Raw genomic sequence first — 16764 nt, forward strand, 5'->3', positions numbered from 1 at the left:
GGTGGTCACGACCGGGGCCCAGACCGATTCGGGCAAGTCCTACTAAGCCTGCACTTACTGGACGGCCTTCCGTCGCGGTGCGAGGATGCGCGCATCCCGCCCCTTCACTGACGTGGAAGGAGCCTCTGCCATGCAGGGCGACCCCGAGGTCATCGAGTTCCTGAACGAGCAGCTGACCGCCGAACTGACCGCGATCAACCAGTACTTCCTGCACGCCAAGATGCAGGACAACTTCGGGTGGACGAAGCTCGCGAAATACACTCGCGCGGAGTCCTTCGACGAGATGAAGCACGCCGAGGTGCTCACCGACCGGATCCTGTTTCTGGAGGGGCTGCCGAACTACCAGCGGCTGTTCCACGTCCGGGTGGGGCAGACCGTGACGGAGATGTTCCAGGCGGACCGGCAGATCGAGGTCGAGGCGATCGACCGCCTGCGGCGCGGCATCGAGCTGATGCGCAACAAGGGCGACATCACGTCGGCCAACATCTTCGAGTCGATCCTGGCGGACGAGGAGCACCACATCGACTACCTCGACACCCAGCTGGAGCTCGTCGACAAGCTCGGCGAGGCCCTCTACATCGCCCAGCTGATCGAGCAGCCGGAGGGCTAGGCGGCTTCGGAGAGCGCGGCGGCCTCGGAGAACTCCGGGACGTCCGCGAGCCCGGACAGCGCCGGCTCACCCTGGTCCAGCAGCTCACGCCGCGGGCAGGCGCCCCGGCCGAGGATGGCCTGGATGCGGCGCACACACGAGCCGCAGTCGGTTCCCGCCTTGCAGGCCGACGCAATCTGGCGGGGGGTGCAGGCACCGGCGTCCGCGTGTTCCTTGACCTGCGTCTCGGTGATACCGAAGCACGAGCAGACGTACACGCGGGTCACCTCCCTGCAGGTCCTGGGGCCGACACCCCTCCGTTGGCCGGTGAGGCAAACCTAACCTTACCCGCCAACCGGGGGTCGCGAAAGCCCGGGCGCCCGCGAAAACGACGATGGGGCGCGGATCACATGGATCCGCGCCCCATGCGCGTATCAAGGCTCTTTCAAGCCAAGATCACTGGTCCCGGTACATCTCCGCCACCAGGAAGGCCAGGTCCAGCGACTGGCTGCGGTTGAGCCGCGGGTCACAGGCCGTCTCGTACCGCTGATGCAGGTCGTCGACGAAGATCTCGTCGCCTCCGCCCACACACTCGGTGACATCGTCGCCGGTCAGCTCGACATGGATGCCGCCCGGGTGCGTACCCAGCGCCTTATGGACCTCGAAGAAGCCCTTGACCTCGTCCAGGACGTCGTCGAAGCGCCGCGTCTTGTGGCCGGAGGCCGCCTCGAAGGTGTTGCCGTGCATCGGGTCCGTCACCCAGGCGACCGTGGCACCCGACGCCGTGACCTTCTCGACCAGCTCGGGCAGCTTGTCGCGGACCTTGTCGGCACCCATACGGACGACGAAGGTCAGCCGGCCGGGCTCCCGCTCCGGGTCCAGGCGGTCGATGTACGTCAGGGCCTCGTCGACCGCAGTGGTCGGGCCGAGCTTGATCCCGATGGGGTTGCGGATCTTCGACGCGAACTCGATGTGCGCGTGGTCCAGCTGCCGGGTGCGCTCACCGATCCAGACCATGTGGCCGGAGGTGTCGTACAGCTCGCCGGTGCGGGAGTCCACACGGGTGAGCGCCGACTCGTAGTCGAGCAGCAGCGCCTCGTGCGAGGCGTAGAACTCGACGGTACGGAACTCGGCCGGGTCCGTGCCGCACGCCTTCATGAAGTTGAGGGCGTTGTCGATCTCGCGGGCCAGCTGCTCGTAGCGCTGGCCGGACGGCGAGGACTTCACGAAGTCCTGGTTCCAGGCGTGGACCTGGCGCAGGTCGGCGTAACCGCCGGTGGTGAAGGCGCGCACCAGGTTCAGCGTCGACGCCGACGCCTGGTACATGCGCTTCAGCCGCTGCGGGTCGGGGACGCGGGCCTCTTCGGTGAAGTCGAAGCCGTTGACGGAGTCGCCGCGGTACGTCGGCAGCGTCACGCCGTCGCGGGTCTCGGTGGGCTTGGAGCGCGGCTTCGAGTACTGGCCGGCGATCCGGCCCACCTTCACGACGGGCACCGAGGCGGCGTACGTCAGCACGGCGCCCATCTGGAGGAGCGTCTTCAGCTTGGCGCGGATGTCGTCGGCGCCCACGGCGTCGAAGGACTCGGCGCAGTCGCCGCCCTGGAGGAGGAACGCCTCACCCCGGGCGACAGCCCCCAAGCGGGCGCGCAGCTGGTCGCACTCGCCCGCGAAGACGAGCGGCGGATACGACTCGAGGTCCGCGATCACATCGCGCAGAGCCTCGGCATCCGGGTACTCGGGCTGCTGCGCCGCGGGCAGGTCTCGCCAGGTCGCCTTGGCGGCGACGGCGTGGGTATCAGCGTTCACGGTCACCTCGACAACATTACGCGGTCCGGACAGATGTCCATGTACCGGCTCAGAAAGTGAGACGAGGGCCTCCCCTCACCCGGGTGCCGTAGCGGGCGGGGACCCGGTGACGGTGACGCACCCCACGTTTGGTAGGGTCACGCGCTCTTCAAGCTTCAAGATAGAACTACATACCAGGGGTGGGAATTGAGCGCGGGCCATCGAAGAGACCGCAAGAAGAAGTTCCTCATCTACGGAATCGCCTCCGTCGTGGCCGCCGCGACGACGGTCGGCACCCTGGCTGTGGCATCGCCCGACTTCCTGGGCTCGTCCGAGCCCAAGGCGGTGCCGCCGGCCGCCGAGCTGCAGACGGACTTCGAGAAGGCCGCACGGGAGTTCGACGTCCCTCAAAGCGTCCTGATGGCGGTGTCGTACCGGCAGACCCGCTGGGAGAGCCACGACGGACTGCCCAGCACCACCGGCGCCTACAACGTCATGGGCCTCACGCAGGTCGACCCCGAGGACCTCGCGGACGGCCACGACGGCGAGGACGACGAGCACCGGCTCGAGCACATGAACCGGAGCGGCGACCCGAACGTCGAGAAGCACTTCGACGCCGAGAAGGCGCTGAAGTCCGTCCGCGAGAAGCCCGTCGACACCGACGACCCGCGGCTGCACACGCTGGACGAGGCCGCCGAGCTGATCGACGCGTCGCCGGAGTCGGTGCGGACCGACCCCGGGCAGAGCATCCGCGCGGGCGCGGCGCTGCTCGCCAAGTACCAGCGCGAGGCCACCGGCTCGCTGCCCGACAGCCCGGGCCAGTGGTACGGGGCCGTCGCCCGTTACAGCCAGGCACCCGACCGCAAGGGCGCCGACCTCTTCGCCAAGCGCGTCTTCGAGTCGATCAGGACCGGTGAGCGCCGGGTCACCGTGGACGGCCAGCAGCTCTCGCTCCCGGCCGACCGGTCCGTGAAGCCGGTCAAGCCGTCGAAGGTGCCGCTCGCCGCGACCTTCGCGAGCACCACCGCCGTCCCGGCCCCCGACTGCCCGACCGGCCTGAACTGCGACTTCCGCCCGGCCGCGTACAAGCAGAACAGCGGCCCGGACGACTGGGGCAACTACAACGTCGCCGGCCGCCCGGCCGGCGGACACGACATCCGTTACATCGCCATCCACGACACGGAGGGCAGCTACGACGGATCGCTGGCGGTCTTCCAGAACTCCAACACGTACGCCAGCGCCCACTACATGATCCGCGCCTCCGACGGTCTGGTCACCCAGATGGTGGAGAACAAGAACGAGGCGTGGCACGCGGGCAACAAGACCCTCAACATGCACTCGATCGGCATCGAGCACGAGGGCTACGCCATCAAGGCGGGCAGCTGGTACACCGAGCCGCAGTACGAGTCCTCCGCGGCGCTGGTGAAGCACCTGGCGGCCAAGTACGACATCCCGCTGGACCGTGAGCACATCATCGGCCACGACGAGATCCCGGGCGTCCTGGACACCAAGGTCCGCTCCCAGCACTGGGACCCGGGCCCGTTCTGGGACTGGAACCACTACATGGAGCTGATCGGCGCACGCACGGGTGCCGACGGCGCCGGCGGCCCGCTCAGGGCCGGGCAGCTCGTCCGCGTCGTACCGCCGTTCACCACGGCGAACCAGCCGAAGCTGACGAACAACGGCGCCGCGGTCGCCACGCAGCCCGCGAACTTCGGCTACCTCTACACCTCCCCCTCGACCGGCTCCAGCACGCTCAGCGACCCTTACCTCGGTACGCAGACCTGGACCGAGGGCTGGAACTGGGCCAACAAGGTCGTCGCCGGCAGCACGTACGTCGTCGCCGAGGCACGGAACAACTGGACGGCGATCTGGTACGGCGGCCAGAAGGCGTGGTTCCACAACCCGGGCGGCCAGTTCACCGCGCCCGTCGGCACCGGATCGCAGACCGTGCTGAGGGCGAAGGCGGGCGTGGACGTCAAGGTGTACGGGCGCGCCTACCCGGACGACGCCGCGTACACGGGCACCGGGGTACCGGTCCAGAGCCAGAACACCGCGTACCTGACGAAGTACGACCTCCCCGCCGGACAGCTGTACACCAAGGCCGGCCCGGCCGTGCCCGGCACGTACTACTACGGCGGCCTGTACGACGGCAGCGGGGAAGGCTCCCGCACGCTGGTCCAGGGCAGCAACTCGTTCTACCCGATCCGCTACAACCACCGGCTCGCCTGGGTCAAGGCGTCCGAGGTCGAGCTCGTGAGCAGCACCGCACCCGACCCGGGCACGAACCGCTACAACACACTCGCGCGTGACTCCTCGGGCGTGCTGTGGCAGTACCAGGGCACCGGTGGCGCGACCTCGCCGTTCTTCACCCGCTACCGCGTCGGCAGCGGCTGGGGCGCGTACGACGCGATCACGACCCTCACGGCGCTGCGCGCCGACGGCACCGGCGACATGGTCGCCCGCGACGGCTCCGGCTACCTCTGGTACTACAAGGGCAGCGGCAACCCGTCCGCGCCGTTCCAGCGGCGCGCCGTGGTGGGCCGCGGCTGGCAGATCTACAACATGCTCAGCGGCGCCCGTGACCTGACCGGCGACGGCGTCGCCGACCTGATCGCGCGCGACGGCTCCGGCTACCTGTGGCTCTACAAGGGCACCGGCAGCACCTCGGCGCCCTTCGAGGCGCGGGTGTCCATCGGCCGGGGCTGGCAGATCTACGACGCCCTGACCGACACCGGGGACATCACCGGCGACGGCAGGCCGGACCTGGTCGCCCGTGACGGATCGGGCTATCTGTGGCTCTACCGGGGCACCGGCAACGCGTCCGCGCCGTACGCAGCGCGCACGTCGGTCGGCCGGGGCTGGCAGATCTACGACATCCTGCGCGGTCCGAGCGACCTCGACAAGGACGGCCGGCCGGACCTGATCGCCCGGGAGCCCGACGGTGACCTGTGGTTCTACCACGGCACCGGCAGCGCGACCTCGCCGTTCGCGGCCCGGTCGTACATCGGGCGGGGCTGGCAGATCTACGACTCGCTGATCTGACCTGCCCACTCACACCGCACCGCACCCGCACCGCACCGCCCGCGGCACCGCGGCCGTCCTGTTCCACGGGACGTGCTGCGGCGCCGCGGGCGGATGCGTTAGGGTCGGCGCCATGTTCGCGCAGACGACCCAGAACCGGTGGTGGACCGCTCATCCGGCGGCCCACTGATCGACGCGCGCACACGACACGCGAAGGCCGCCCGAGGGGCGGCCTTCTCCCGTTCGGTACGGGCCGTTCCTCCCCACCACGGAAGGAACACCACGGATGCACCTCAGCACACTGCTGAACCCCGCCTGCCCGCCCTTCGCCCTGCTCCGCCGCCGTACACCGGGCCGCGACCACGACACCGTCGAGGTCCTCGTCGGCGCCGTCCACGAGGTGGAGAGACTGGCCGACCTCCCCGTCGGGGAACGCCCCGCGCTGGCCCTCGTGCCGTTCCGGCAGCTGCGGGAGCGCGGCTTCGACGTCCGTGACGACGGCACCCCGCTGTCCGTGCTGATCGCCGACGAGTCGTACGAACTGCCGCTCGCCGAGGCCCTGGAGCAGCTGCCCACGCACGACGTACGGGTCGAGGACGGCGGTTTCGACGTGCCGGACGACGCGTACGCCGGAATCGTCCGGCGGGTCGTCGAGGACGAGATCGGGCGCGGTGAAGGGGCGAACTTCGTCATCCGCCGTACGTACACCGGGCGTGTCCCGGGCTTCGGGCGGGCCGACGCCCTGGCGCTGTTCCGCCGGCTGCTGGCCGGTGAGCGGGGCGCGTACTGGACGTTCGTCGTGCACACCGGCGACCGCACCCTCGTCGGGGCCAGCCCCGAGGTGCACGTCCGGATGTCGGGCGGCACGGTCGTGATGAACCCGATCAGCGGCACGTACCGCTATCCGGCCGGCGGCCCGACACCGGAGGACCTGCTGACGTTCCTCGGCAGCCGCAAGGAGACCGACGAACTGTCCATGGTCGTCGACGAGGAGCTGAAGATGATGTGCACCGTCGGCGACATGGGCGGTGTCGTGGTCGGGCCCCGGCTGAAGGAGATGGCCCACCTCGCGCACACCGAGTACGAGTTGCGCGGCCGGTCCACGCTGGACGTAAGGGACGTGCTGCGCGAGACGATGTTCGCGGCGACCGTCACCGGGTCACCCGTGCAGAACGCCTGCCGCGTCATCGAGCGCCATGAGCCTCTCGGGCCGGACGGTGTCGGGCGCGGCTACTACGCGGGCGCGCTGGCCCTCCTCGGTACGGACGCGGGCGGCGCGCAGACGCTGGACTCGCCCATCCTGATCCGTACGGCCGACATCGACGCCGACGGCGGGCTGCGGGTGCCGGTCGGCGCGACCCTGGTGCGCCACTCCGACCCGGCGGGCGAGGTCGCCGAGACCCATGCGAAGGCGGCGGGTGTCCTGGCGGCGCTCGGAGTACGGCCGGGGCGGCCGCGTGAGGAGTCCGCCCGGCCGCCGCGGCTGGCCGACGACCCGCGGGTGCGGGCGGCGCTGGACGGCCGGCGCGCGGATCTGGCGCCGTTCTGGCTGAAGATGCAGGAGATGCCCGCCGAGCCGCACGGGCACGCGCTGGTGGTCGACGCGGAGGACACGTTCACGTCGATGCTGGCGCATCTGCTGCGCTCGTCGGGTCTGGAGGTCACGGTACGGCGCTTCGACGAGCCGGGGCTGCGCGAGGCGGTGTCGGCGCACGAGGGCCCGGTGGTGCTGGGGCCCGGGCCGGGCGACCCCGGGGACCCGGCCGACCCGAAGATGCGGGCCCTGCGGGGGCTGACCGCCGATGTCCTCCGCGGCCACCGGTACGGCGTGCTGGGCGTCTGCCTCGGGCACGAGCTGATCGCGGCGGAGCTGGGCCTCGAGATCGTGCGGAAGCAGGTGCCGTACCAGGGGGCCCAGACGAGCATCGATCTCTTCGGGCGGACGGAGACCGTCGGCTTCTACAACAGCTTCGTGGCGCGCTGCGACGACGAGGCTGCCCGGGAGCTGGCGGCGCTCCATGTCGAAGTGGGCCGGTGTCCGGCGACGGGCGAGGTGCACGCGCTGCGCGGTGCGGGTTTCGCGTCGGTGCAGTTCCATCCGGAGTCCGTGCTGACGCTGAACGGTCCGGCGATCGTCTCCGAGCTGCTGGCACCGTCGCCGCTCCGTCCGGCGTGACCCTCACCCACCCGCGAGACCCCGCCCGCACGGCGCGTGCTCCCCCCGGCTGCGGAAGCAGTCGGCTTCAGCCGGCCGGGACCAGCACGTTCTCGTTGCGGCGGCCCTCGGCGTAGTCGGTGATGTTCCGCACCGTCGTCGCGACGATCTCGCCGACCGCGTCGGCCGTGTAGTACGCCTGGTGGCTGGTGACCAGCACGTTCGGGAAGGTCATCAGCCTGGCCAGGGTGTCGTCGCCGATGCCCACCAGGGACTTGTCGAGGTAGAACAGCCCGGCCTCCGCCTCGTACACGTCAAGGCCCACCCCGGTGAAGCGGCCCGCGCGCAGCTCGGCGACGAGGGCGTCGGTGTCGATGAGGCCGCCGCGGCTGGAGTTCACCAGGATCGCGTCGTCCTTCATCGCCTTGAGGGCGGCCGCGTCGATGAGGTGGTGGGTCGCGGGCAGCAGCGGCACATGCAGGCTGATCAGGTCGGCGGCGGCGAGGAGTTCGTCCTTGTCGACGTACTTCATACCGAGGTCCAGGCACGCCGGGTTCTGGACGATGTCCCAGCCGAGGAGGCGTGTGCCGAAGCCTTGCGCGATCCGGGTGAACGCCTCACCGATCTTGCCGGTGCCGAGCACGCCGACGGTAAGGCCCCGCATGTCCCGGCCCAGCAGGCCGTCGAGGCGGAAGTCGAAGTCGCGGGTGCGGTGGGCGGCTCGGACGATGCGGCGGTTCACCGCCATGGCGAGGGTCCAGGCGAACTCGGCGACGGAGTACGGGGAGTAGTACGAGACGCGGGCGACGGTGAGGCCGAGGTCGTGGGCGACGTCTAGATCGATGTTGTTGAAGCCGGTGGAGCGCTGGGCGACCATCCGGGTGCCGCCGGCGGCGAGGGTGCGCAGGACGCCGGCGCCCAGGTCGGCGTTGACGCTGGTGGAGATGGCCTCGTGACCGGCGGCGAGGGGCGCCGTGTCCTCCGTCAGGAAGACGTCCAGGCAGTGGAGGTGGTGCCGGTCCTTGAAGGCGCGCTCCAGGAGCGGCTTCTCGTCGGCCTGTACGCCGAATGCGAGGACGTCCACGGGGGCCTCCTGGTCTGTGGGGCGTGCCGGTACCGCGAATATACGGCGGTAGCGGGCACCCCGCCCCGGGCCGGAGGTCCCCCGCCGGGGGCCGACAGACCGGTTACGCCTCGTCCAGGCCGCGCTCGATGGCGTAGCGGACGAGCTCGACGCGGTTGTGGAGCTGGAGTTTTCCCAGGGTGTTCTGGACGTGGTTCTGCACGGTGCGGTGGGAGATGACCAGGCGTTCGGCTATCTGCTTGTAGCCGAGGCCCTTGGCGACGAGGCGGAGGACCTCCGTCTCGCGGTCGGTGAGGCGGGGGGCGTCGGGCTCGGAGGCGCCCGGCCCGGGCGCGGGCTCGGCGGCCAGGCGGCGGTACTCGCCCAGCACCAGTCCCGCGAGGCCCGGCGTGAAGACGGGGTCGCCCACGGCCGTACGGCGTACCGCGTCCAGCAGCTCCTCCGTGCTGGCCGATTTCAGCAGATAGCCCGTCGCGCCGGACTTCACGGCCTCCAGGACGTCGGCGTGCTCGCCGCTCGCGGAGAGGACGAGGACCCGCACCCGCAGGTCGCCGCCGCCGACGAGTTCCTTGCAGACCTGGACGCCCGGCTTGCCCGGCAGGTTCAGGTCGAGGACCAGCACGTCGGGCGTGGTGGCGAGGGCGCGGCGTACGGCCTGGTCGCCGTCGCCGGCCGTGGCGACCACGTCGAACCCGGCCTCGGCCAGGTCGCGGGCGACCGCGTCACGCCACATGGGGTGGTCGTCGACCACCATCACCTTGATCGGCTGTTCCGTCATCGTTCCGCCTTCCCCCGTGGGACCTTCAACTCGACTTCCGTGCCCTGGCCGGGGACCGAGACCAGGTCCGCCGTCCCGCCCAGATCCCGCAGCCTTCCGCGGATGGACTGGGCGACCCCCAGCCGCCCCTCGCTCTCCGCCTGGGCGAGGCGCCCCTCCGGGATGCCCGGACCGTCGTCGCGTACCGTCACGACGACCTCGTCCGGCCAGTCCTCGACGAGGATCCACGCCCGGGCGTCCGGGCCCGCGTGCCTGCGTACATTGTCCAGGGCTGCACCGACAGCGGCTGCCAGCTCGGCGGCGGCGGGGCGGGGCAGCAGCACGGGCGCGCCCGGTTCGGCGAAGGTCACGCGGGATCCGGCGTGCGGGGTGAGCAGGGTCCGCAGATCGTGCTGCCCGTCCTCCTCGGGTTCGTCCACCATCCGTACGACCGCGCCCTGCGACTCGTCCTCCGACACATGCGACGGGCGGCTCAGCCCGCCGGCGACGAGGGAGCGCAGGGCGACCTCCTGCTCCCCGGCCATCCGCCCGAGCTCGGCCGCCTCGCCGCCGAGGGCGGTGCCGCGGCGCTGGACCATGGCGAGCACCTGGAGGACCGAGTCGTGGATGTCGCGGGCCAGCCGCTCCCGTTCTCGGGTGGCGGCCTCGATCTCCAGGGCGCGGGCGAGGGTGCGCTCGGAGGCGCGGGCGACCTCGACGACGTAGCCGATGGCGATGGAGGCGACCCACACGAGGAGGACGTTGTGGAGGGTGTCGCGGCTGGGCTCGCCGCGCTCGACGATGTTGGCCGCGGCGACCAGGGAGGAGGCGGCCGCGGCCCAGCGCCAGCCGCCCTTGATGGCGTACGCGAGGACCGCGCCGGCCGTCCAGATCGTCGGCAGGGTGGGCCCGTCCTGGAGCTGGGCCTGGGCGTCGGCGAGCGGGGTGAGGAGGATGCCGGTGAGGGCGATGGTGAGGTCGGCGACGAGGAAGCGCTTGGTGCAGCGGGCGGCGCCGGACACCTTGGGGAGGGTGGCCAGCGTCCACACGCTCAGCACGGCGAGGAAGCCGACACCCACCCAGGGCCGCTCGAAATCGCCGCTCTTGAAGGCGAAGAGCAGATCGGCGTAGACCATGGTGAGGACGCGGTACGCGGTGAGCGCGCGCCAGAGCGGCTGCTCCACGGACATGCGGACCACTCGCTCGCGTCTGGCCATCTCCCCCACCCCCCACGCGCACATACGGCGCGCGCCGTGCGCGCACCGGTCCGTGCGAGTCGCTACTCGGCCTTGCCCGCCGCCTTGGCGGCCTTCTCCGCCTCGGCGATGCGCCGCTTGGCGACCGTGGCGTAGATGTCGACGTACTCCTGGCCCGAGAGCTTCATGATCTCGTACATCACCTCGTCGGTGACGGAGCGCAGGATGAAGCGGTCGCTGTCCATGCCCTGGTAGCGGCTGAAGTCCAGGGGCTTGCCGATGCGGATGCCCGGGCGCATCAGCTTCGGGACGACCTTGCCGGGCGGCTGGATCTTCTCGGTGTCGATCATGGCGATCGGGATGACCGGCGCGCCCGTGGCCAGCGCCACGCGCGCGAGGCCGCCGGTCTTGCCGCGGTAGAGCCGCCCGTCCGGCGAGCGGGTGCCCTCCGGGTAGATGCCGAACAGCTCACCGCGCTCGATGACGTCGATGCCGCTGCGGATGGCGGCGTCGCCCGCTCCCCGGGCACCGGAGCGGTCCACCGGGAGCTGGCCGACGCCCTTGAAGAACGCCGCGGTGAGCTTGCCCTTCACACCGGGCGAGGTGAAGTACTCGGCCTTCGCGATGAAGGTGACCTTGCGGTCGAGGACCGCCGGCAGGAAGAAGGAGTCGGAGAACGACAGGTGGTTGCTCGCGAGGATCGCCGGCCCCTCGGCGGGAATGTTCTCGAGGCCCTCCACCCAGGGCCTGAAGGCGAGCTTCAGCGTCCCTCCGATGGAGAACTTCATAGCGCCGTAGATCAACTCGTGTTCCTCCTGTGTTCCGTCGATCAGACCATAACCCGTGCGGCGCCCGCTGATCCCTTCCGTCCGCTCCCCGGCCGCTGTTACGGGGGTGACGGCCCTGGTCGGTGTCAGTCCGGTCGCGTACGGTGAAGTACACATGTCCGCAAGCCCCACCGAACCCGAACAGGAGACCCCCGTGCCGGTCCTTCCTGGAGCCGAGCCGTTCCGCCACGAGGGCGGAGACGTCGGCGTACTCCTCTGCCACGGCTTCACCGGTTCCCCGGCCTCGATGCGCCCGTGGGCCGAGTATCTGGCGGAGCGCGGACTGACCGTGTCGCTGCCGCTGCTGCCCGGGCACGGCACACGCTGGCAGGACATGCAGGTCACCAGCTGGCAGGACTGGTACGCGGAGGTGGACCGCGAGCTGCGCGCGCTGCGGCGCCACTGCGAGAAGGTCTTCGTCTTCGGGCTCTCCATGGGCGGCGCGCTCACACTGCGGCTGGCCGCCCGGCACGGTGACGCGGTCTCCGGCATCGTCCTGGTGAACCCGGCGAACAAGATGCACGGCGTCGCGGCGCACGCCCTGCCGGTCGTCCGGCACCTCCTCGCGTCGACGGCCGGCCTGGCCAACGACATCGCGAAGGAAGGTGTGGACGAGGTCGGCTACGACCGGGTGCCGCTGCACGCCGCGCACTCGCTGCGCCAGTTTCTGCGCGTCGTGGACGGTGAGCTGCCGCAGGTGACGCAGCCGGTGGTGCTGCTGCACTCCCCGCAGGACCATGTGGTGCCGGCCGCCGACTCGGCGCGCATCCTGAGCCGTATCTCCTCCACGGACGTGACGGAGATCCTGCTGGAACAGAGCTACCACGTGGCGACGTTGGACCATGACGCGGAGCGGATCTTCGAGGAGAGCCACGCGTTCATCGGCCGCTTCGCTCCGGGGTACGGCCCGAGCGCCGCCCAGGGCAGGGACAAGGAGGGGAGCGCGACCGGTGGCTGAGCAGCACGACGCGGACCGCGGGGAGCACCGGGACCGGCAGGACGGTCCCGAGGGCCGGCGGGACGCCCAGCGGCGGCCGGACGGCGCCGGCGGCCTTGACGGGCAGGCCGGGCAGGGCTCCTCGGAGCGCCCCGGCGAGGGCGAGGAACGGCGGCTCGACGAGGACGCGGCCTGGGCGGCGATCATCGCCGGGTACGGCGATGAGCCGCCGGACCCGCCGGGCGCGAAGCCGTTCCGGTCGGTCGAGGACCTGGCACTGCTGGAGGAGGCGGCGCCCGAGGCCAAGCCCGACAAGTTCAGGACCAGGGCGAAGCGGGAGGAGGTCGCCGAGGTCGCCGCCGATGACGCGGGCGACGACGGCGGGACGCCGGAGAAGGACACCCCGGAGGGCAGGCCCGCGCTGGGCAGCTCTGTGGTGTTCGCTCCGGGCGTCGGTGCGACCCGCGGCCCGCGTGACTACGAGCTGGCCGAGCCCGCGGACGACGACGCCGGTGCCGGTGCCGGCACCGGCAAGAACACCGGCAAGGGCAGGAGCGAGGAAGAGGACGACGAGGGACACTTCGTACCGCCGGAGCCGCCGCCGCTGCCCGAGGCGGACTCGGCGACCAGGTTCGCGTGGCTGGGTGTGGTGGGCGGGCCGGTGCTGATGCTGGTCGCCGTGCTCCTCCAGTGGGAGATGACGTGGTGGCTGACCACCGTGTGCGTCGGTGGATTCCTCGGCGGCTTCGCCACGCTGGTGGCCCGGATGAAGGACGGGGACGACGACGAGTACGACGACCCCGGGCGGGGCGCGGTCGTCTGACACCCGCGCCCTGAGGCTCAGGGTGCGGGCGGCAAGCGGAGGGCGGCGAGTACGGGCAGATGGTCCGTCGCCGCCCTCAGGTCCGTGTCCGTGACGCCCGGCAGCCCGGCCGGCACGCCGCAGCCGAGGACCTCGATGCCCCGGGTGGCGAAGACGGCGTCGATACGCTGACGCGGGTCGTCCGGTGTCGAGGTGCACTCACCGCCCCAGGGGCGTGCGGCCCAGCAGTCCTGGAGTTCGGCGGCGAGCCGCCGGAAGGCGTGGCCGCCGGGCCGCTCGTTGATGTCGCCGGCGGCGACGGCGTACGGCGCGTCGAGCGCGGCCAGCCGGTCGAGGAGCATGCCCGCCTGCGCGTACCGCTCGTCGGCACGGAGGCTCAGATGGCAGCTGAGCAGCCCGAGCCGGGCGGCCCCGACGCGGACGACCGCCGTGGCGAAGCCCCGCCGATGCAGACCGGGCGTGAGCGGCAGCAGCACGTCCTCGGTGCGCTCGACCGTGACGCGCAGGGAGCACAGCAGCAGCGGCCCGGACGCGGGGGCGCCGCCCGCCAGCATCACCAGCTCGCTCTTGGCGGCGAGCCGCGCCGCGTGGGTGCGCCAGCGGAAGAAGCGGGGCGCCTCCTGGACGAGGACGACGTCGGGCGCGCACGCCCGGATGACCCGGGCCAGGGCCTCCTCGTCGTCGCGCATCGACCGGATGTTGTAGCTGAGCACCCGGACCACGGCCGAACCGTCCGGCTCGGTACGGGAGTCGGGTAGTGCGGTGAGCGGCGCCATGCGGGCACGATACGACAGCGCCCGCCGCGTCCGGTGGGGGCGCGGCGGGCGGGAGCCGGTTGCTTCTCAGCCCTGGCGGGCGAGGTCCGCGGCGCCGACCAGGCCGGCCTTGCCGCCGAGCTGGGCGGCGAGGACCTGGGCGTGCGGGCGGTACTTGCCGCCGACGAGCCAGCGGCGGAAGGACTTGCGGATCGGGTCGAGGACCAGCTCGCCCTCGTCGGAGACGCCGCCGCCGACGATGAACGCGGACGGGTCGAAGAGGGAGGCCAGGTCGGCGAGGCCCGCGCCGGCCCAGCGGGCCAGCTCGCGGAACGAGTCGACGGCCACCTTGTCGCCCCGGCGGGCGGCGTCGCTGATGTGCTTGCCCTGGATGCCCTCGGGGGTGCCGTCGCCCAGCGACAGCAGGATCTCGGCGTTCTCGGGCGTGGCGTTGGCACGCTGCTTGGCGTACCGGACGAGGGCGCGGCCGGAGGCGTACTGCTCCCAGCAGCCCTGGCTGCCGCAGCCGCACAGGAGGCCGTCCGGGACGACCCTGATGTGGCCGAACTCGGCGGCGACGCCGAAGCGGCCGCGGCGCAGCTTGTTGCCGATGATGATGCCGCCGCCCAGGCCGGTGCCGAGCGTGATGCAGATGACGTCGTCGTGGCCCTGGCCCGCGCCGAAGCGGTACTCGCCCCAGGCGGCGGCGTTGGCGTCGTTCTCGACGACCACGGGCAGGCCGGCGCGCTGCTCGACCTTGTCCTTCAGCGGCTCGTGCCGCCAGTCGATGTTGGGCGCGAAGAGGACGGTCGCGCGCTTGTCGTCGACGTACCCGGCCGCACCGATGCCGACGGCCTCGATGTCATGGCCCTTGCCCGCCTCGGAGACGGCCGCACAGATCGCGTCGACGATGCCCTCGGGTGTCGACGGGGTGGGCACCTTGTGGGTGTCGAGAATGGTGCCCTCTTCGTCGACCACGCCGGCCGCGATCTTCGTGCCGCCGATGTCGACGCCGATGGTGAGTCCCATGTGTCCCTCAGTTTTCGGTCGAGCCCCGCTATGCCCAACCGTACCCGAGGGCGGGCGCCCCTCTGGTCCTCAAGGGGTCAGTCCAGGTCGATGTGCTGGCTGCCCGCGGTGCCCCCGTCCTTCTTCCCGCCGTCGCGGGTGGTGTCGTCCCCGGTGCCCCCGGTGTCCCCGGTGTCCGCGGTGTCCCCGGTGCCCCCGGTGTCCGCGGTGTCCCCGGTGCCCCGGGTGTCCTCGGGGCCGTGGGTCCAGCGGTGCTCGTGGCCCTGGACGGCGGAGCGGTACGCGGCGAGGAGCTCGCCGCCCGCGGCGGCGAGGTGGTCGAAGACCTGCGGGTTGCGTTCGACGACCGGCTCGATCGCGGACTTCGCCTGGGCGACGACCTGCCGGACGGCGCTCTGGGCGCCGGCGCCGAGCAGGGGCGTACCGAGGGAGGAGACCTTGTCGGCGACCGCGTCGACGAGCTTGCGCAGCTCCTCGGCGGCGGAGCCGGGCGGGGGGCCACTGTGGCCGCGGCGGCGGGCGCGCTCGGCCGCGAGATCCTCGGCGCAGGCCTGCGCCCAGACGTCTTCCTCGGGGCCGGGCCGGTCGGTGGCATCGCTCATGGCATCGACGTTACCCGAACGGTGGATGACTGTTCAGGGAGTACGGGGCCACAGTCCCGGGTCCGGGGCGAACCTGACGCGCAGCTCGCCGTCGCCGAGAGCAGCCCCGGCGACGGTACAGCGGCGCAGCGCGGACGGGAGCGGCGCGACGCGGCGGAACGGGCCGACGGTGAGGACGAGTTCGTCGCCGCGGCGGACGAGGCCCAGGTCCCGTTTGGCGGCGCCGGGCAGCGGGATGCGCCAGACCAGGACGCCGTCGGTGGCGCGGTGGTCCTCGACGGTCCACTCCGCGGCGGGGGCGGGCGTGCCGGGGCCGGGGCCGGGGCCGTCGAGGAGGGCCAGGTCGTCGGGGGTGCGCGGGTCGCGGCCGAGGTGGGGCACCTCCCGTACGGAGGGCGCGGCGCCCTCGTACAGCTCCTTGAGGTGGGTCTGCTGCTGGGCGGCGAGGGCGGCGAGCCAGGGGTCGGGGGAGGTGGTGGGCAGCACCCGGTTGGCGACGACCGGGTCGAGTGCGACGCGGTGCAGGGCCAGGCCGGCGCGGGCGGTGCGCAGCGCGTCGGCCGCGGCCGGGCCGGGCTCGACGACGAGGCGGACGCTGGTGTCCGGGGTGTCGATCAGGTCTTGCACGGCGGCCAGCTCGGCGTCCCAGCGGGCGGCGGTGCGGTAGAGCCAGTCGGCGGGCATGGGGACGCCGGCGAGCTGGGCGAGCATGGGGCGCAGGGCGCGGGCTGCCTGGCGCTCCGGGGGCAGGAGCCGGCGGAGGTAGCGGCGGAGCTGCTCGGGGAGGGCGAGGAGGGCGATGGCGTCGCGCAGCGGGGGCAGGTCGGCGACGAGGAGGTCCCAGTCGCCCTGCGCGGCGTCCCGGAGGGCCTTGAGGTACGCGAAGCGGTCGCTGCCGGGGAGTTCGGTGAGCTCGTCCTCCTCCAGGCGGGCGGCGCCGAGGAGTTCGAGGGCCGGGGCGGCGTGGTCCTGGAGGGCGAGGAGTTCCGCGCGGAAGTGGGTGGCGGGGTCGAGTCGCCGGACCGTGGGCGTCGCCCCGTCGGCCGGGTCCAGGTGGCCGACCGGGTCCGCGGTCAGAAGCAGCACCTTCCGGCCGCGGCGGGCGGCACCCAGGGCTGTGGCCGCGGCGACGGTGGTTCGGCCGGCTCCGCCGGGGCCGGTGACAAGGAGCGTACGCATGGGATGCACCGTACCGGTGGGC

The 16764-nt window shown here is 72.0% G+C and carries 16 protein-coding genes; 6 read left to right on the forward strand and 10 right to left on the reverse strand.

Features of this window, described 5'->3' with window-relative positions; genetic code table 11:
• Positions 1-130 precede the first annotated feature (130 nt).
• Positions 131-610 (forward strand): bacterioferritin, encoded by a 480-nt coding sequence (gene bfr / locus FVS66_RS02850; protein ID WP_149179359.1) that lies wholly within the window; start codon positions 131-133, stop codon positions 608-610.
• On the opposite strand, the gene FVS66_RS02855 is transcribed toward bfr, so the two are convergent.
• Together FVS66_RS02855 and FVS66_RS02860 are read right to left on the reverse strand one after the other, a co-directional pair.
• Positions 607-876 (reverse strand): (2Fe-2S)-binding protein, encoded by a 270-nt coding sequence (locus tag FVS66_RS02855; protein WP_149179360.1) that lies wholly within the window; start codon positions 874-876, stop codon positions 607-609. The two genes, bfr and FVS66_RS02855, sit on opposite strands and share 4 nt — an antisense overlap.
• 169 nt (positions 877-1045) lie before the next feature.
• Positions 1046-2401: a class II 3-deoxy-7-phosphoheptulonate synthase gene (locus FVS66_RS02860; protein WP_149179361.1), complete on the reverse strand. Its 1356-nt coding sequence runs from the start codon at positions 2399-2401 to the stop codon at positions 1046-1048.
• 180 nt (positions 2402-2581) lie between these two features.
• On the opposite strand from FVS66_RS02860, the gene FVS66_RS02865 reads away from it, so the two are divergent.
• The 3 genes from FVS66_RS02865 (at position 2582) to FVS66_RS02875 (ending at position 7574) form a co-directional block, all read left to right on the forward strand.
• Entirely contained in the window at positions 2582-5419 is a 2838-nt protein-coding gene (locus FVS66_RS02865) for an N-acetylmuramoyl-L-alanine amidase (RefSeq protein ID WP_149179362.1), read from the forward strand.
• Positions 5420-5531: 112 nt separating this feature from the next.
• Positions 5532-5588 (forward strand): trp operon leader peptide, encoded by a 57-nt coding sequence (locus FVS66_RS36725; RefSeq protein ID WP_138057791.1) that lies wholly within the window; start codon positions 5532-5534, stop codon positions 5586-5588.
• Between the two features lie 96 nt (positions 5589-5684).
• Positions 5685-7574, forward strand: a complete 1890-nt coding sequence (locus FVS66_RS02875; RefSeq protein ID WP_149179363.1) for an anthranilate synthase family protein — start codon at positions 5685-5687, stop codon at positions 7572-7574.
• Positions 7575-7641: 67 nt separating this feature from the next.
• On the opposite strand, the gene FVS66_RS02880 is transcribed toward FVS66_RS02875, so the two are convergent.
• The 4 genes from FVS66_RS02880 to FVS66_RS02895 all read right to left on the reverse strand — a co-directional run bounded on the left by FVS66_RS02880 (position 7642) and on the right by FVS66_RS02895 (position 11378).
• Positions 7642-8637, reverse strand: coding sequence for a 2-hydroxyacid dehydrogenase (locus FVS66_RS02880; RefSeq protein ID WP_149179364.1), 996 nt, complete (start codon positions 8635-8637; stop codon positions 7642-7644).
• A 103-nt stretch (positions 8638-8740) separates the two neighbouring features.
• On the reverse strand, positions 8741-9415 hold the full coding sequence (locus FVS66_RS02885) for a response regulator transcription factor (protein WP_149179365.1): 675 nt from the start codon (positions 9413-9415) through the stop codon (positions 8741-8743).
• Positions 9412-10611 carry a MacS family sensor histidine kinase gene (gene macS, locus FVS66_RS02890; RefSeq protein ID WP_149179366.1) on the reverse strand — a complete coding sequence of 400 codons (1200 nt, stop codon included), beginning with the start codon at positions 10609-10611 and terminating at the stop codon, positions 9412-9414. Before macS ends, FVS66_RS02885 begins: the two co-directional genes overlap by 4 nt.
• Positions 10612-10673: 62 nt before the next feature.
• Positions 10674-11378, reverse strand: a complete 705-nt coding sequence (locus FVS66_RS02895; RefSeq protein ID WP_149179418.1) for a lysophospholipid acyltransferase family protein — start codon at positions 11376-11378, stop codon at positions 10674-10676.
• 193 nt (positions 11379-11571) lie between these two features.
• On the opposite strand from FVS66_RS02895, the gene FVS66_RS02900 reads away from it, so the two are divergent.
• Complete coding sequence (locus FVS66_RS02900) at positions 11572-12375, forward strand: carboxylesterase (RefSeq protein WP_149179419.1); 804 nt, start codon at positions 11572-11574, stop codon at positions 12373-12375.
• Positions 12368-13177, forward strand: a complete 810-nt coding sequence (locus tag FVS66_RS02905; protein WP_149179367.1) for a hypothetical protein — start codon at positions 12368-12370, stop codon at positions 13175-13177. The genes FVS66_RS02900 and FVS66_RS02905 overlap by 8 nt, the downstream gene beginning before the upstream one ends.
• A gap of 17 nt (positions 13178-13194) precedes the next feature.
• Here FVS66_RS02905 and FVS66_RS02910 read toward each other — a convergent pair whose 3' ends face one another.
• The 4 genes from FVS66_RS02910 to FVS66_RS02925 form a co-directional block, all read right to left on the reverse strand.
• On the reverse strand, positions 13195-13953 hold the full coding sequence (locus tag FVS66_RS02910) for an endonuclease/exonuclease/phosphatase family protein (protein ID WP_149179368.1): 759 nt from the start codon (positions 13951-13953) through the stop codon (positions 13195-13197).
• A 66-nt stretch (positions 13954-14019) separates the two neighbouring features.
• Positions 14020-14961 carry an ROK family glucokinase gene (locus tag FVS66_RS02915; RefSeq protein ID WP_149179369.1) on the reverse strand — a complete coding sequence of 314 codons (942 nt, stop codon included), beginning with the start codon at positions 14959-14961 and terminating at the stop codon, positions 14020-14022.
• 77 nt (positions 14962-15038) lie between these two features.
• Complete coding sequence (locus FVS66_RS02920; RefSeq protein WP_149179370.1) at positions 15039-15563, reverse strand: DUF5304 domain-containing protein; 525 nt, start codon at positions 15561-15563, stop codon at positions 15039-15041.
• A 33-nt stretch (positions 15564-15596) separates the two neighbouring features.
• Positions 15597-16742 (reverse strand): ArsA family ATPase, encoded by a 1146-nt coding sequence (locus tag FVS66_RS02925; RefSeq protein ID WP_149179371.1) that lies wholly within the window; start codon positions 16740-16742, stop codon positions 15597-15599.
• Positions 16743-16764: the final 22 nt, after the last annotated feature.

This window comes from Streptomyces sp. TRM49041, assembly GCF_008271805.1.
Classification (GTDB): Bacteria; Actinomycetota; Actinomycetes; order Streptomycetales; family Streptomycetaceae; genus Streptomyces.

Bases quoted from the DNA above. Each gene is read 5' to 3' on its own strand.
- macS (WP_149179366.1), bottom strand. From the start codon at position 10,611: ATGGCCAGACGCGAGCGAGTGGTCCGCATGTCCGTGGAGCAGCCGCTC.
- FVS66_RS02875 (WP_149179363.1), top strand. From the start codon at position 5,685: ATGCACCTCAGCACACTGCTGAACCCCGCCTGCCCGCCCTTCGCCCTG.
- FVS66_RS02910 (WP_149179368.1), bottom strand. From the start codon at position 13,953: ATGGCGCCGCTCACCGCACTACCCGACTCCCGTACCGAGCCGGACGGT.
- bfr (WP_149179359.1), top strand. From the start codon at position 131: ATGCAGGGCGACCCCGAGGTCATCGAGTTCCTGAACGAGCAGCTGACC.
- FVS66_RS02885 (WP_149179365.1), bottom strand. From the start codon at position 9,415: ATGACGGAACAGCCGATCAAGGTGATGGTGGTCGACGACCACCCCATG.
- FVS66_RS02895 (WP_149179418.1), bottom strand. From the start codon at position 11,378: ATGAAGTTCTCCATCGGAGGGACGCTGAAGCTCGCCTTCAGGCCCTGG.
- FVS66_RS02925 (WP_149179371.1), bottom strand. From the start codon at position 16,742: ATGCGTACGCTCCTTGTCACCGGCCCCGGCGGAGCCGGCCGAACCACC.
- FVS66_RS02915 (WP_149179369.1), bottom strand. From the start codon at position 14,961: ATGGGACTCACCATCGGCGTCGACATCGGCGGCACGAAGATCGCGGCC.
- FVS66_RS02920 (WP_149179370.1), bottom strand. From the start codon at position 15,563: ATGAGCGATGCCACCGACCGGCCCGGCCCCGAGGAAGACGTCTGGGCG.